Origin of the sequence: Chryseobacterium culicis (assembly GCF_002979755.1) — a bacterium.
Classification (GTDB): Bacteria; Bacteroidota; Bacteroidia; order Flavobacteriales; family Weeksellaceae; genus Chryseobacterium; species Chryseobacterium culicis_A.
The window spans coordinates 63,757-79,622 of record NZ_PCPP01000007.1; the positions used below are offsets into that span (position 1 = coordinate 63,757).

The window sequence follows — 15,866 nt, forward strand, 5'->3', positions numbered from 1 at the left end:
AAAAATTAAACAATGAACCCATTATATAATTATTTATTAAAACTAGCAGACGACAGTTTCATTATGGGACAGCGTTTGTCTGCATGGTGCGGTGAAGGTCCTTACCTGGAGGAAGATATTGCATTGACAAATATTGCATTGGATGAGCTAGGACAGGCAAACAATTTTTATGTGTACGCTTCAAGAGTGATAGACAATGGTAAAAGTGAAGATGATATCGCATTTTTAAGATACGAACACGAATACGTCAATGCACATTGGGTAGAACTTCCTAATGAAGATTATGCACAGACTATTCTTAAAGTATATGTGCTGGCTGTATATCAGAAACTGATGTATGAAGCGTTATCAAACTCTGCGAATGAAGAGCTGTCAGCGATTGCTCAAAAATCTTTAAAAGAAGTCAGATACCATTACACACATGCTTCTTCCTGGATGAAAATCTTCGCTCAGGGAACAGAAGAAAGTCGTGAACGTTTGGTAAAAGCCATTGAAAATATCTGGGAGTATACAAAAGGTCTTTTTGCTAAAACAGAAGGCGAAGATGATCTTGTTGCTTTAAATATTGCTCCCAATGCAGACGCTCTTTACGAAGAATTCCTTGCGGTTACAAAGAAAGATTTTGCAGATTTCGGGTTAGAATATCCTGAAAATCCTTTCATGCAGCCAAAATCAAGAACAGGATATCACACGGAATATTTCGGATTTATCCTTTGCGAGCTTCAGTATATGCAGAGAGCGTATCCTGGATGTACTTGGTAATAAGTTATGAAGAAGATGCTTCTTGGAATATTGGCTTTTTTTCTTGCAGCATATATGATACTATGTGTTGCCGTTTATTTCTATCAGGAGAAAATCATTTTTTATCCTGAAAAGTTACCGGAAAACTACCAATTTAAATTTGATGGTAATTTTGAAGAAATAACGATCAAAACAAAGGATGGGAAGCATTTGAACTCTGTGTTATTTAAAGCTCCGAATCCCAAAGGAGTTATCTTTTATCTTCATGGAAACGGAGGATCAATAAAAGGTTGGGGAGAAGTAGCACAATTATATCGCAGTATGAATTATAATACATTGATACTCGATTATCGGGGCTACGGAAAAAGTGAAGATAAAATTAACAGTAAAGACCAGCTTTTTTCGGACGTTGAAAGTGCTTATAAAGAACTTTTGAAAAGATATCCGGAAAACAAAATTATTATTTTAGGATATTCAGTAGGAACAGGATTAGCGGCAAAATTAGCATCATTGCACAACGCAAGATTATTGATTTTACAGGCACCTTATTACAGTATAGAAGATGAAATGAATCAAAAATTTTCATTTCTTCCGAAGTTGTTACTGAAATATAATTTTGAGACTGGTGAATATTTAAAAACCGTTAAATCACCAGTAGTTATTTTTCATGGTGATAAAGATGAGGTTATTCACTATAAGGCATCTTTAAAACTTAAAAATAATTTTAAAAAAGAGGATAGCCTGATTATCTTAAAAAATCAGTATCACAACGGAATAACAGATAATTTGGATTATCAGAAAGCAATGAATGTGATTCTTGATTCTGATAAAAAATAAAATATGAATCAGCTTTTAGATTTATTAAAAACCATTCCCGATCCGGAAATTCCCGTGATTGATATTGTAGAATTAGGAATTGTAAGAGAGGCACAGATTACAGGTGAAAATACCTGTGAAGTGATCATTACACCTACTTATTCTGCCTGTCCCGCTATGTTTACCATTGAAGAGGATATTATCAAAATGATGAAAGAAAACGGATGGGAAGCAAAAGTAGTAACCAAAATGTTCCCGATATGGACAACAGACTGGATTACTGATGAAGCAAGAGAAAAACTTCGTGTTTACGGAATCACCCCTCCGGAAAAAGGGGCAGACGAACATCATATCGGAAAACCGAAAAAATGTCCGCGTTGCGGTTCCGAACATACCAAGCAGATCAGCAGATTTGGGTCTACCCTGTGTAAGGCTTCTTATCAGTGTTTAGATTGCCTGGAGCCATTTGATTATTTTAAATGTCATTGATGAGTTATCCATCTGTCTGCAATAAACTTTACGGCTATGCAAAGCATAACGAAGGAATTGTTAGATTGTCAAATTATTAGACGGTTACATTGATTTATATTGTTAAATTAGTGCGTTGTTAAATAATAAATTAATAAAAACTATGTATACACAACTTGATATTGAAACGCATTTTGACGGAAAGCTTAAAATCGCATATCTTAATCAACCGGAAACAATGAACGCTCTTACCAAGCCGGCTTTATCAGATCTTAGAGATTTTGTTAAAGAATGCAGCGATGACGAAACGGTAAGATGTGTTGCTATTTCCGGAAGAGGAAGAGCGTTTTGCTCAGGTCAGAATCTGGATGAAGCATTTGTGGTAGGCAAAGAGCACCACGATCATGACATCATCAGAAAAATTGTGGTAGACTATTATAACCCTTTAGTGCTGGAAGTTACCCGTTGCAAAAAACCGGTTATTGCTTTAGTAAACGGACCTGCAGTAGGTGCCGGAGCTATGTTGGCTTTAATCTCTGATTTCGTTTTAGCGAATGAGAAAGCCTATTTTGCTCAGGCATTTTCAAATATCGGTTTAATTCCTGATACAGGAGGAACTTACTTCTTACCGAAGCTTTTAGGTAGACAGTTGGCTAATTATTTAGCATTTACGGGTAAAAAATTATCAGCAGAAGAATCTAAAGTTCACGGTCTTGTAGCAGAAGTTTTCACTGAAGAAGAATTTGTTCCAAAATCTATGGAAATACTTGAAAGAATGGCAAACATGCCTACTGCAGCCATTAAGCTGACAAAAAAAGCATTCGCCAATTCTTATACCAATACCCTGAAAGAACAGCTTGAGCTGGAAGGAGATCTTCAGCAGGAAGCGGCAGGTACAGAAGACTTCATTGAAGGAGTAAATGCCTTTTTACAAAAAAGAAAACCTAATTATAAAGGAAAATAAAAAATTGTACAATGTAGAAAGTAAAATGTACAACATACACAATTAAATACTTTTTACATTGTACATTTTACATTGTACAAAATGAAAAATATTGGAATTATCGGTGCCGGAACAATGGGAATCGGCATTGCACAAGTAGCCGCAACGAACGGATGCAAGGTTTGGGTATATGATGCCAATCCAAAACAAGTAGAAACGGCAACGGTAGGTCTGGAAAAAACATTAACCAAATTGGTTGATAAACAGAAAATTTCATCAGAAAAAATGGGTGAAATTTTATCTAACATTTCCATTGCTACAGAATTAAAAGACTTCAAAGATTGTGAACTGATTATTGAAGCGATTATTGAAAATAAGGATATCAAAACCAAAGTATTTACAGAACTTGAAAACTACGTTTCAGAAAGCTGTATCCTTAGTTCCAATACCTCATCTATCTCTATCACCTCTCTCGGTGCAGAACTAAAGAAACCGGAGCGTTTCATAGGAATTCACTTTTTCAATCCGGCTCCGTTGATGCCTTTAGTGGAAGTTATTCCTTCCTTATTGACAGAAAAAACATTAGCAGAAAAACTCTACAACCTCATGAAAGAATGGGGGAAAATGCCTGTTATTGCCAAAGATATTCCAGGATTTATTGTCAACAGAATTGCCAGACCTTATTATGGAGAAGCCCTAAGAATTGTTGAAGAAAATATTGCTACCCCAGAACAGGTAGATGATGCTATGAAAACGTTAGGGAACTTCAAAATGGGTCCTTTCGAATTGATGGATCTTATCGGAGTGGATGTGAACTTTGCTGTAACAACAACAGTTTACAAAGACTATTTCTATGACCCGAAATACAAGCCATCTCTACTGCAGCAAAGAATGTCTGAAGCAAAACTTCACGGCAGAAAAACAGGAAAAGGTTTCTACGATTACAGCGAAGGAGTAGAAAAACCTGTTGCTCAGAAAGACGATGCTTTATATCAGCAAATCTTTTTAAGAATCATTTCAATGTTGATCAACGAAGCTGTTGAGGCTAAAAGATTAGGCGTTGCCAATGATGAAGATATTGAGCTGGCAATGCAGAAAGGCGTAAACTATCCAAAAGGATTATTAGGCTGGGGTCAAGAAATCGGGTATGCAAAAATCTCTGAAACCCTTCAGAACCTTTACGGAGAATATCAGGAAGAAAGATACAGACAAAGTCCTTTGCTTCGTAAAATGAATTAAATAATTTGAAAATATATCAGTTTGAAAATTGATTATAATGGGTTTTCATTTTCAAATTCTCAAATTTATTTAATTTTCAAATTAATATTATGAATATAGAAGAATTCAGAGCGGAGCTGGAGATAAGGCTTTTAATTGAAAAACAATATTTAACTCAGGAAGCTTTCTCTGTGAATGCTGAGGAAAGACTTGAGCTTTTAGGAAAGTTTAATGAAAAATATAAAGAGCTGATCAAAAGATTAGCCATTGAAAATGGAATTGATTTAGGCGAATCCTATCCCTCTGAAAATTCATCAGACTCAGAAAGTCTCTCATACGGACAAATCATTCTGGGAAAAACCATGAATGTTTACGACAGATTATCTGATGAACTGTATGAAGAAATAACAAACATATAATTAATAGAAATGAACCCAAGACAAGTAGCAGATTATATGTTCAATCAGGATTATTTTTCCCAGTGGATGAATATCAAGATGATTGAAGTAAAAGAAAATTACTGTTTAATAGAAATGCCTATCAAGAAAGATATGATTAATGGGCTTAAAACAGTTCATGGTGGAGTTACCTTTGCTTTTGCAGACTCAGCGCTGGCATTTTCTTCCAATAATACCGGAGATGCTGCTGTAGCATTGAATTGTATCATCAACTTTACCAAAGCAGGAAAAGAAGGTGATATTTTCAGAGCAGAAAGTATTTTGGTAAATGATACCAGAAAAACAGCGGTGTATGATATTCAGATTACCAATCAAAATAAAGAACTGATTGCAAAATTTGTAGGAACAGTCTACAAAATCGGAAAAAAAGTGATCGATTTATAAAAACTAAACCAGATACCCAATCAAACAAAATGAGAAAAATAGTTGCACTGCTCTTTGGGATTTCAACCCTTCTGTTGAATGCTCAGCAGAAAGTGAACGAACCTTTGAAAAAAGAACTTGATGCTATTATGAAGATAGATCAGGGATACAGAAAGCTTTTTCATTCCGGGATAACTCCTGAGAAAAAAGAAGAGCTACTGAAAGAGCTGAATATAGACCAGGAAGAATTCAAAAAGAAAGACTGGCTGTTGGTGGCTGAACAGGATAGTCTGAACATGCAGAAAATAGAAAATATTATTGCTCAATATGGCTATCCTGGAAAAACATTGGTTGGAGAACCTACGAATAAGGCAGCTTGGTACGTGATCCAACATTCAAACAAAATTGGAAAATATCTGCCTCTCATTAAAGAAGCCGGAAAAAATAAAGAAATTCCTTTCACATTGGTTGCCATGATGGAAGATAGATTTCTGATGGATGGGGACAAAGAACAGATCTATGGAACACAGGGAAAAGGAGAAATGACAAAAGATAAAGATGGAAAACAAGTCTTCATCAGTTTTGTTTGGCCTGTAAAAGATCTTGAAAATGTTAATAAAAGAAGAAAAGAAGCAGGTTTCGATTCTACCATTGAAGAAAATGCCAAAAGAATGTTCGGGCAAGACTTCAAATATGAACCTTATACTTTAAAACAGGTTTTAGAACTAAGAAATAAAAACAAATAAATCCGGTATTGTTATACATTACTAGATGGTTATATTAAAACATTATGAACAACGTATACATCATAGACTATGTCAGAACTCCCATCTCAAAATTACAGGGAGGATTATCAGAAGTAAGAGCAGATGATTTAGCAGCTATTGTTATTAAAGAAGTAGTCGCAAGAAATCCTGAAGTTCCTGTGGAGGAAATTGAGGATGTTATTTTCGGATGTGCCAATCAGGCGGGTGAAGATAACAGAAATGTTGCAAGAATGGGGCTTTTACTGGCAGGTCTTCCTTATAAAATCGGTGGAGAGACTGTCAACAGACTATGTGCTTCAGGAATGTCTGCGGTAGCGAATGCATTTCGTTCTATTGCTGCAGGAGAAGGAGAAATTTATATTGCAGGAGGAGTAGAGCATATGACGCGTTCTCCTTATGTGATGTCAAAACCTAGCGCAGCTTTCGGAAGAGACAGTCAGATGTTTGATACTACTTTCGGATGGCGTTTCATCAACCCTAAAATGAAAGAATTATATGGGGTTGACGGAATGGGAGAAACAGCAGAAAACTTAGCCGATATGCACCAGATCAACAGAGAAGATCAGGATAAATTTGCCCTTTGGTCTCAGCAGAAAGCTACTAAAGCACAGGAGAGCGGAAGACTGGCAGAAGAAATTGTAAAAGTTGAAATTCCTCAGAGAAAAGGAGATCCTATTGTTTTCGAAAAAGATGAATTTATTAAGCCTTCTTCTTCTATGGAAGGTCTGGCAAAACTTCGTCCTGCTTTCAGAAAAGAAGGAACAGTAACTGCTGGAAACGCTTCAGGAATGAATGATGGGGCAGCTGCTTTAATTTTAGCAAGTGAAGAAGCCGTAAAAAAATATGGTTTAAAGCCAAAAGTAAAAATTCTGGGATCATCTGTAGCAGGTGTTGAACCAAGAATTATGGGAATTGGGCCGGTAGAAGCTACTCAAAAATTATTAAAGAGATTGAATCTTTCTTTGGAAGATATGGATGTCATTGAATTAAACGAAGCGTTTGCAGCACAAGCACTTGCTGTAACGAGAAGCTTAGGCTTAAAAGATGATGACACCAGAATAAACCCAAATGGAGGAGCTATTGCCATTGGTCACCCGCTTGGAGTTTCCGGAGCAAGGATTGTAGGTTCTGCAGCAATGGAACTTCAGAAACAGGATAAAAAATATGCATTGTGTACCCTTTGTATCGGTGTAGGACAAGGATATGCAATGGTGATTGAAAAAGTATAATTTTTTCAATGTAATAATATAACAGTGTAGCCGTGTAACAATTATTGTTTTTTTGTCATTCTGAACGAAATATAATGAAGTGAAGAATCTCATTGGTAAACTGTTAAATTGATATGTTAAATTTTTAACGAAAATTTTATGAACATCTACTCATACCACGGGATTCGTCCCATTATAAAACCATCTGCTTACATTCATCCGCAGGCAGTCATTATCGGGAATGTAGAAATAGGTGAAGAAGTATATATCGGTCCCAATGCAGTAATCCGTGGTGACTGGGGAAAAATTATCATTAAAGATGGAGCCAATGTACAGGAAAACTGTACCCTTCATGTTTTCCCCAATATAGAAACCATTTTAGAAGAATCTGCACATATCGGACATGGAGCAATCATTCATTCAGGTCATATTGGAAAAAACTGTCTGATCGGAATGAATTCTGTTGTAATGGACAAAGCCTATATCGGTGATGAAAGTATTGTCGGAGCATTGGCTTTTGTTCCTGCCAATTTCAGATGTGAACCAAGAAAATTAGTGGTGGGAAGTCCTGCAAAAATTATCCGTGATGTTTCTGACGAAATGATCCACTGGAAAACAGAAGGAACAAAACTATATCAGGAACTGGCAAGAGAAGGAAAAGAAGCTATTCTGCCTTGTGAACCTTTTACAGAATACGTTCAGCAGATCCCAACCAAAATTGTGGATTACAGTATCTGGGATGATATCAAATAATGACCATTAAAATTAAATATGATTAAAAAAATTGCACTTGTGTGCAGCATGATGTTGGCGATGAATGGTGTAGTATCAGCACAGACTGTTACTTCAAAACCATTGACAATCGGAGAAGTGAGGACGATTAAGTCCAAAACGTTAAATGAAGACAGAACGTTGAATATTTATCTTCCACAGGGATTTGATAAAACAAAATCATATCCTGTAATCTATCTGTTGGATGGAAGTATGAATGAAGATTTTATTCACGTGACAGGATTAGTCCAATTCTTTAATCAGATGTATTCCATGCCGGAAACCATTGTGGTGGGAGTTGCTAATATAGACAGAAAAAGAGATTTTACTTTTCATACAGATTTGAAAGACTTACAGAAAGATTATCCTACAACAGGACACTCAGATAAGTTTATTGCATTTGTTGAAAAAGAATTAAAACCTTATGTGGAAAGTCAGTTCAAAACCACAGAGAAATACCTTTTTGGTCAATCTTTAGGAGGGCTTTTGGCCACAGAAATCCTTTTGAAAAAACCGGAAATGTTCAACAACTACTTTATCATTAGCCCAAGTTTGTGGTGGGATGACGAAAGCCTTTTAAAACAAGCTCCACAATTACTTTCAAAATCTCCGGATACTAAAAAGTTTGTCTATGTGTCTGTAGGGAAAGGAGAACATCCGGTGATGATAAAAGATGCCGAAGCTTTCTACGATGTTTTGAAAAAAGCAGGAAAGAAAAACTGGACATTAGAATATAAAATGATGGAAACAGACAATCACGCCACTATTCTTCACAGAAGTTTATATGAAGGACTGGTAAAGATGTTTCCGTATCAGGAACCGAAATAAATTAGTTCTCATTGATCAACTTTCTGAAGAAATATTGGATCCTAATATTGATTTTTATAATCATTATGAATATTCTAGGGCTTTATCTGATAAAAGAATCAATAGGAATTTCAGATGCTTTGGAACATGTTGAGTCAGATGAGGTAATTGCCAATCTAAAACAGAAAGACAATTTCTATACTTTGTTTGTTGAAATTGTCATCATTTTAGACTGTTGGATGGTACTTTTTATTCCTTATCTGGTTATTAGAAACTTTATTAAAAAGATTAATCTAAGCAAAAAGTAAAAAACTATATGGAAAAGTTAAAAAACTATATCTACGGACAATGGGTAGAAGGTACCGGAAACGGAATCCCTTTGTACAATGCCGTTACAGGAGAACAGGTAGCTGTTTCCGACACAGAAGGGCTTAATTTTGAACAGGCTCTTGACTATGGAAGAACAGTAGGATATAAAAACCTTTCTTCAATGACTTTCTACGACCGTGGAGAAATGTTGAAAAAAGTAGCACTTTACCTCCTGGAAAGAAAGAAAAAATACTACGACTTATCATACAAAACAGGGGCTACCCACGTTGATTCATGGGTGGATATTGAAGGAGGTTTCGGAACTTTCTTTACCTATTCCGGATTGGCAAAAAGAATGCTTCCTAATACTTCATTTTGGGTAGACGGAGACACTCAGAAGATTTCTGCTAACGGAACCTTTTTAGGAACTCATATCTTAACACCCAGTGAAGGGGTTTCTGTACAGATCAATGCTTATAACTTTCCGGTTTGGGGAATGTTGGAAAAATTGTCCACTTCCTTATTAGCGGGTGTTCCTTCTATTGTAAAACCATCACCTTTCGGATCTTACCTTACTAATGCCGTATTCCAGGATATGATTGAAAGTGGAGTACTGCCTGAAGGTGCTGTACAGTTAGTCTGTGGAGAACCGGGAAATATTTTAGATTACGTACAGGATGGCGACTCTGTTTTATTCACAGGTTCAGCCAATACCGGAAGAAAATTAAAATCACTTCCTTCTGTTGCAGGAAATGCTGTTCGTTTCAACATGGAAGCAGACTCATTGAACTGTTCAATCCTTGGATTGGAAGCAAAACCGGGAACTCCGGAATTTGACTTATTCATCAAAGAGGTTCGTAACGAAATGACCACAAAAGCAGGACAGAAATGTACGGCAATCAGAAGAATTATCGTTCCTGAGCACTTAATTGGTGATGTTCAGAATGCTTTGTCTAAAGCTTTGGATCAAACAAAAATCGGAAACCCATTAAGCAGAGAAACCAAAATGGGATCTTTAGTGGGAAGACAGCAGTATGAAGAAGTTCTAAGAAAAGTAAACATTCTAAAATCAGAAACAGAACTTGTCTATGACGGAAAACACGAACTGGTAGATGCCAACTATGAAAATGGAGCATTTATGAGTCCGAAACTATTCCTGAACGATAAGCCTTTCGAAAAAAATATCTCTCACGATGTAGAAGCTTTCGGGCCGGTATCTACGTTAATGCCATATAAAGATGCTGAAGAAGCAGCGGCACTGGCAAAGAGAGGAAAAGGAAGTTTAGTAGGATCTATTGTTTCTCATGATGAGAACTTTATTGCCGAAACTTCATGGAAAATGGCTTCCCAACACGGAAGAATCTTTGTTCTGAACAGAGATAACGCTAAGGAAAGTACGGGTCATGGTTCTCCACTTCCGACATTAATGCACGGAGGACCTGGTAGAGCTGGTGGTGGTGAGGAAATGGGTGGACTGAGCGGTCTTCATTTCTTCTTACAGAAAACAGCCATTCAGGGATCACCGGATGTGCTTAAAGCCATTACTAAGATCTACCAGCAGGGAGCAGAGAAAAAATTCTCAGACAAACATCCTTTCCAGAAATATTTTGAGGAAGTTGAAGTGGGAGACTCTTTAGAAACAGCAGGAAGAACAGTTACCGATGCAGATATCGTAAACTTCTCCAATGTTTCATGGGATCACTTCTATGCACATACAGACGCAACAAGTTTAACAGGAACAATCTTTGATAAAACGGTAGCTCACGGATATTTCATTCTTTCAGCAGCGGCAGGATTATTCGTTTCAGGTAAAAAAGGACCTGTAATTGCTAATTACGGATTGGAAGAATGTAGTTTCTTCAAGCCTGTATATGCCGGAGATACCATCACGGTTTATTTAACGGCAAAAGAAAAAATCAACAGAGGTGTAAAAGGAAGAAACATTCCTTCCGGTGTTGTAAAATGGTTGGTGGAAGTAGTGAACCAAAGAGATGAGGTAGTCTGTGTGGCAACAATCTTAACATTGGTTGCAAAACAATCCCCTTTCATTGATCTGAATGTGAAAAATGTTCAGAAAATACTGAATGGATTAACGGAAAGTACTCCTTCTCTTTGGGGAAAAATGTCAGCACAACAGATGATAGAGCACCTTGAGCAGGCTGTATTGGTAAGCTTTGGAGAACCTGAAGCAGAGAAATGTTTCACTCCGGAGGAAAATCTTGAAAAATGGCAGGATTCTCTTTACAATCACAGAGCAATGCCAAAAGAGTTTACAGCTCCGTTCCTTCCTCAGGATGGTTCGCTTCCGGAACTGACGCACAAAAATCTGGAAGCTGCAAAGCTGTCATTCATGGATAACCTGAAGAAATTTGTAATCTACTACAAAGAAAATCCACAGGCAGAACACATGAATTTTGTATTTGGAAAACTGAATAAAGAAATGTGGGAACTGATGCACAAAAAGCATTTTACCCACCACTTCCAGCAATTTGGATTGATTTAATTCAAAATAATGATAAAAATTTCCTCTTCAGTACTCATCTGGAGGGGATTTTTATTTTAAAATCTAGTTGAAATTAGGTAAATTTATATATGTTTTTTTATCATGAGATTCTTTAAAAATTTCTTTTTATCTCTATCAGCTTTGCTTCTTTTCTCTTGTTCAGGAAGTCCAAGACCTGATAAAGAAGGCTATTTTTCTGAAGAGAAATTTGTTGACAGTTTGCATGCTGGAGTAAAAGGAAAAACTAAAGTTGAATTTGAGAAATTCAGAAATACAGGTAACGGAGATGTATTTGTGTCAATTAATTTTTATAAATCGGAAAAGAAATGGGTAAAAGGTGAGAAAACGGATATTGACATCTGGCGACTGACAAACAGTTTCAAATTCGATAAAGATGGAGTGACTGGTTTGGATGTTCAAATTGGTGATTTCAATAACGACGGATTTAATGATATAACCTACCAGAGTGCTATCGCTGGAAGAGGAGGGAATGTAGTGATGACTTTATTTGTATATAATCCGGAGAATAAAAATTTTATCCACATTAAAAATTCAGATTATTATCCAAACTTGAGTTTTAATTCAAAATTAAACTGTATCAATTCTGTAATTTTAACAGGTTCCACTACAACGACATTTTTAAAAATTAAAAAAGATTCTCTGGATGAATTTGCACGAGTGGATGTTTCTGATAAAATACTTGTGGAAGAAAAAGATTCTAAAGGCAAATTTATAATTATTGAAGAAAAGCCATTCAAAGGAAATGATGAAGATTTTTATAAAACTTTTCGTAACTACAAGCCTTTAGAATATTAACTATCTACAATACTTATGTCAGGATTTTAAACTGTGATATGGATCAAACTTAGAAATGATTTGCTATTTTTTTTTCTATATGAATTGTTTATTTTCAGGTAGTTATGTTTTTGTGGTTAAAAATGATTAACTTTAATAGGCGGAATCCGAAAAGCATATAGAGTAGGAAAGAAAATCAAAACTAACCCCTATGAAAAACTTAAAAAAACTTTCAAGACATGAGTTGAGATCTTTCAAAGGAGCTGGCCCCAACTGGTCTTGTACTCCAAATCCTTGTCCTCCCGGAACCTGTTGTCTTCCTGGAAGATGGCCAGATATTGCCAGAGCATGTTATATATGTGCTGATTCTTAAATTTTAAAACTTAAAACAATACATAAAGCTGCAATTCATTGTGATTTGCAGCTTTGTTTTTTATAATCTTTTGTTAAAAATTCGGTCTTACTTGATGACCTTGGATTTATTCATTATTTTCAATCTTAAAATTAATTCAAAAAAATATAATACAATGAATCAGAGCTGGATGCAAAACTGGGAAGAAGTGAAGAATATTTTGGTTTGTCCTACAGATTTGGAAACCTATTTTACTTCGAATGAAATTCTGGGACAGAAAATGGAGACCATGGAAATAGGAAATGTTTCCCTTCCTTCTGGAAAAGTGGTGGTAAGAGATCCGTTGGTTTCCCTAAATGCCAATCAGTCCCCTTATTTTGTTCAGGCACCGATAGGAAATTTTCCGGTGACCATTGCTGTCGTAAAATCCGAAGATTGGGGAGACAGATATGCTGTGGTAAAAGTTGAATTTACTCAAGAAAAACCAGTTATTTACAGAGAGGCCTTAGTTGGGGTTGAGGAATTAGAGGATGTAACTGAAGATGATTTTTTTGGTTTCGGAGTGGATGCTGGTTTAGGTTGTATTACGGATAAAGAAGTACTTCCTTTTGTAGATAAATTTGTGGATGAAATAGATGTTGACAATGTGTATGATAATTATTTCGCAGCGCTTTTCTCACAAAGCTATGAAGCTAATCCCAACAATCAGAGAGATGCCGGAGACTGGATCAATTGGACAGTTCCAGGTACTAATTATCAGATCCCCATGTTTGCCAGTGGTTTTGGTGATGGTACTTATCCTGTTTACTTTGCTTATGATGGTAACGATGAAATTTGTGGTTTATACATTCAATTCATTGATATTGAATTAGCTTTAAGTGACGAAGATGAAGATGAGGATGATGAACCTGAAAATTTTATTTTTTCTAAAAACTAAATATGAATAAGACTTTTGCGGATCATGTCATAGATTTCAACAAAAATATCAGCTATACAGGAAATCTTCCTGAAGGGTTTGAAGTCCTCAATCCATATCTGGATAATCCTGAAACCTTAATGGTTATGCAGAAGTTTTATCATCAATATTATGATGATTCAGTTCGTAGAAAATTTATGATTGGTATTAATCCAAGTCGCCATGGAGCAGGAGTAACCGGAGTTCCTTTTACCGATACCAAAAGACTCGAAAATGTTTGCGGGATAACAATGAAATCTGCTCACACCCATGAAGTTTCTTCAGTTTTTATGTATGATATGATTGAAGAATATGGTGGCGCTGATCTTTTCTATAAAGATGTTTATATCAATTCTCCGTTTCCACTGGCTATCGTAAGAAGAACAAGGAACGGCTGGCTTAATGCCAACTATTACGATGATAAGGAACTCTTCAAATCTGTCAAGGACTTTATGATTGAATCTCTGAAGAAGCATCTCAGTCTTAATCTCGATGCATCAGAAGTTTTTATCCTTGGTAAAAAGAATGCGGAATTTATTTCCAAACTGAACAAAGAGGCAAAACTGTTCGATACACTGACTGTTCTGGAGCATCCAAGATATATTCAGCAATACAAATCAAAAGAAAAACAGCTTTATATAGACAAATATATTTTAGCTCTGAAAAAATGACAAAATCCCTTCGTCGAAAGGGATTTGTCATTCATGAATTAGAATCTTTATGGGAATGTGGAACTTATGTGAAATTTTATGACTTTATTTTTTAATGATTTTGGTAGATTCCGTTGCTGTTTTGATGATGTAAACTCCTTTTGGAAGTTCTGAAATATTGATTTCGTTATTTCCTTTCTGAGTTTGTATCGTTTTCAGCATTTTTCCATCCAGGCTGTATACTTTAGCTTCACTGGCTTTGTCAGTGGTGATAGAAAGGGGACCGCTGGTTGGGTTGGGATAAACAGTCAAGTTTTTTTGAGTGCTTTTAGCTTCGGAAATACCTAATACCAGATTGCTGTCTTTTACCCAGGTGAAGGCATCTAAACCTACATATCGGAAGGCTCCGTTCGCAGTGACCTGCAGCTCGTCAATCACGATGTTTGAGTAATTTTGACCGTTTAAGTTGGTAAGATCAATTAAGGTATATCCGTTCGTACTACCTAAGCTTGTTGCAAATCCGTTCATTTTTGTTTGGGTAAATTTGGTTACTCCGCTTAGTTTTCCGGTTACAGTCAGTGTTCCTGCTACATTAAGATCCAGGTTCAATGCAGAAAGATACATCCAGAACCTGTTTACTTTAAACAGATTAGAAGTGGTTTTAATGCTGAATGACGGTGGAGATTGAGTGTCATTGGAGTTATCAATGTATCTGTTGTCATTTGCTGTTCCACTCCAGCCGGTTCCAGGGAAATTTCCTTGAATATCAAAAACACTTACATGGGAAATGATATTGAAAATGACTCCATTATCGGTAAAGCTTGCACTTCCGTTCGATTCTGTCTCAAATTGTTCTGTACTGGTCTGCCCGAATGAGAAAATTGAAATGAGCAGACTACAGATTGCTAAAAAAGTAGTGCTTTTCATGATTTTTGTTTTAAATGTTAGGTGGTTGTATGGGTATTAATCCCTTGGTGGATAAATCCCTTCAACGCAAATAATATAATTTAAGCCAAGATAAGGCGGCATATTATTCACAGGCAGATTCTGTCCGATGAAGGCAATGCTTTGATTATTGATAATCGTATCAGGGCTGGCGTCGTTCACGAAACTAGGTACTGCATTGAAATCTCTCCCCACTTGTGTTCCTGAGATCGCAATGGTTGAAGTGGCTGTAGGAGTAGATGAATTGGCGTTTTTATTAGCCACTTTAAGCTGAAATCCGGCACCCACACTTGGAAGATTTGATGCTAAAATTGTATTTTGTGTAGTTCCTGATGCTGCTCCCAAAGGGTAAAACTGGTTAGCATTTACATTTCCTGCTCCTAGAGCCATACGCCCTTTTAAGTTGGGAAGAGCGAATGTAGTGATCCCGTCTCCACCGTAAGTGGTTCCTAAAATAGAAAATAAGGCAGAATTTCTCGAAATGCTGATTAAGCTTCCATCGCAAAACATCCAGCCTCTAGGTGCGAAATTTCCTGCAAATAATTTTACAATTCCAATGTACTCGTCCATGATAATATGTTTTTAGTGTTAAATTTCTTACTCTTTTTTACAGGCTTTTCAGACTCCGCCTTTTGATTATTAATTCTCACTTCAAAGGAACGATTAATAAGAAGCAGGGACTAGAGTAGAAAATACCAAATTAAAAACTCCGTATTTCTACGTAATGATGTCTTTAAGTATACAGATCTGAAAAGAAAATATAAACTTTAAGTTTCTCTGAACGAGCTGTATTTCGT

Annotated in this window: 19 protein-coding genes; 17 read left to right on the forward strand and 2 right to left on the reverse strand. The window is 36.2% G+C overall.

Annotation, left to right across the window (positions count from 1 at the left end):
* Nucleotides 1-12: 12 nt before the first annotated feature.
* From paaC to CQ022_RS22075, 17 genes are all read left to right on the forward strand, one after another.
* Entirely contained in the window at nucleotides 13-762 is a 750-nt protein-coding gene (paaC, locus tag CQ022_RS22000) for a 1,2-phenylacetyl-CoA epoxidase subunit PaaC (RefSeq protein WP_105684615.1), read from the forward strand.
* A 6-nt stretch (nucleotides 763-768) separates the two neighbouring features.
* Nucleotides 769-1,578 (forward strand): alpha/beta hydrolase, encoded by an 810-nt coding sequence (locus CQ022_RS22005; RefSeq protein WP_105684616.1) that lies wholly within the window; start codon nucleotides 769-771, stop codon nucleotides 1,576-1,578.
* Between the two features lie 3 nt (nucleotides 1,579-1,581).
* On the forward strand, nucleotides 1,582-2,046 hold the full coding sequence (gene paaD, locus CQ022_RS22010; protein ID WP_105684617.1) for a 1,2-phenylacetyl-CoA epoxidase subunit PaaD: 465 nt from the start codon (nucleotides 1,582-1,584) through the stop codon (nucleotides 2,044-2,046).
* Between the two features lie 142 nt (nucleotides 2,047-2,188).
* Nucleotides 2,189-2,989 (forward strand): enoyl-CoA hydratase/isomerase family protein, encoded by an 801-nt coding sequence (locus CQ022_RS22015; RefSeq protein ID WP_105684618.1) that lies wholly within the window; start codon nucleotides 2,189-2,191, stop codon nucleotides 2,987-2,989.
* Between the two features lie 81 nt (nucleotides 2,990-3,070).
* Nucleotides 3,071-4,207, forward strand: a complete 1,137-nt coding sequence (locus CQ022_RS22020; RefSeq protein ID WP_105684619.1) for a 3-hydroxyacyl-CoA dehydrogenase NAD-binding domain-containing protein — start codon at nucleotides 3,071-3,073, stop codon at nucleotides 4,205-4,207.
* An 89-nt stretch (nucleotides 4,208-4,296) separates the two neighbouring features.
* Nucleotides 4,297-4,605 carry a hypothetical protein gene (locus CQ022_RS22025; RefSeq protein ID WP_105684620.1) on the forward strand — a complete coding sequence of 103 codons (309 nt, stop codon included), beginning with the start codon at nucleotides 4,297-4,299 and terminating at the stop codon, nucleotides 4,603-4,605.
* Between the two features lie 9 nt (nucleotides 4,606-4,614).
* On the forward strand, nucleotides 4,615-5,028 hold the full coding sequence (locus CQ022_RS22030; RefSeq protein ID WP_105684621.1) for a PaaI family thioesterase: 414 nt from the start codon (nucleotides 4,615-4,617) through the stop codon (nucleotides 5,026-5,028).
* Nucleotides 5,029-5,057: 29 nt separating this feature from the next.
* A complete protein-coding gene (locus tag CQ022_RS22035; protein ID WP_105684622.1) occupies nucleotides 5,058-5,753 on the forward strand; it encodes a DUF6624 domain-containing protein in 696 nt (231 codons plus the stop codon).
* Between the two features lie 44 nt (nucleotides 5,754-5,797).
* Entirely contained in the window at nucleotides 5,798-7,003 is a 1,206-nt protein-coding gene (pcaF, locus tag CQ022_RS22040; RefSeq protein ID WP_105684623.1) for a 3-oxoadipyl-CoA thiolase, read from the forward strand.
* A 138-nt stretch (nucleotides 7,004-7,141) separates the two neighbouring features.
* Nucleotides 7,142-7,735 carry a transferase hexapeptide repeat family protein gene (locus tag CQ022_RS22045; RefSeq protein WP_047429267.1) on the forward strand — a complete coding sequence of 198 codons (594 nt, stop codon included), beginning with the start codon at nucleotides 7,142-7,144 and terminating at the stop codon, nucleotides 7,733-7,735.
* Nucleotides 7,736-7,753: 18 nt separating this feature from the next.
* On the forward strand, nucleotides 7,754-8,581 hold the full coding sequence (locus tag CQ022_RS22050) for an alpha/beta hydrolase (protein ID WP_105684624.1): 828 nt from the start codon (nucleotides 7,754-7,756) through the stop codon (nucleotides 8,579-8,581).
* Nucleotides 8,582-8,646: 65 nt separating this feature from the next.
* A complete protein-coding gene (locus CQ022_RS22055) occupies nucleotides 8,647-8,868 on the forward strand; it encodes a hypothetical protein (protein ID WP_105684625.1) in 222 nt (73 codons plus the stop codon).
* A gap of 8 nt (nucleotides 8,869-8,876) precedes the next feature.
* A complete protein-coding gene (gene paaZ / locus CQ022_RS22060) occupies nucleotides 8,877-11,372 on the forward strand; it encodes a phenylacetic acid degradation bifunctional protein PaaZ (protein ID WP_105684626.1) in 2,496 nt (831 codons plus the stop codon).
* A gap of 102 nt (nucleotides 11,373-11,474) precedes the next feature.
* Entirely contained in the window at nucleotides 11,475-12,188 is a 714-nt protein-coding gene (locus tag CQ022_RS22065; RefSeq protein WP_105684627.1) for an XAC2610-related protein, read from the forward strand.
* Nucleotides 12,189-12,378: 190 nt separating this feature from the next.
* Nucleotides 12,379-12,540, forward strand: coding sequence for a bacteriocin-like protein (locus tag CQ022_RS23080; protein ID WP_165791722.1), 162 nt, complete (start codon nucleotides 12,379-12,381; stop codon nucleotides 12,538-12,540).
* Nucleotides 12,541-12,694: 154 nt separating this feature from the next.
* A complete protein-coding gene (locus CQ022_RS22070) occupies nucleotides 12,695-13,456 on the forward strand; it encodes a DUF4241 domain-containing protein (RefSeq protein ID WP_105684668.1) in 762 nt (253 codons plus the stop codon).
* 2 nt (nucleotides 13,457-13,458) lie between these two features.
* Nucleotides 13,459-14,145: an SMUG2 DNA glycosylase family protein gene (locus CQ022_RS22075; RefSeq protein WP_105684628.1), complete on the forward strand. Its 687-nt coding sequence runs from the start codon at nucleotides 13,459-13,461 to the stop codon at nucleotides 14,143-14,145.
* Between the two features lie 84 nt (nucleotides 14,146-14,229).
* Here CQ022_RS22075 and CQ022_RS22080 read toward each other — a convergent pair whose 3' ends face one another.
* Nucleotides 14,230-15,051 (reverse strand): T9SS type A sorting domain-containing protein, encoded by an 822-nt coding sequence (locus tag CQ022_RS22080; RefSeq protein ID WP_105684629.1) that lies wholly within the window; start codon nucleotides 15,049-15,051, stop codon nucleotides 14,230-14,232.
* A gap of 36 nt (nucleotides 15,052-15,087) precedes the next feature.
* Nucleotides 15,088-15,639: a phage tail protein gene (locus tag CQ022_RS22085; protein WP_105684630.1), complete on the reverse strand. Its 552-nt coding sequence runs from the start codon at nucleotides 15,637-15,639 to the stop codon at nucleotides 15,088-15,090.
* Nucleotides 15,640-15,866: the final 227 nt, after the last annotated feature.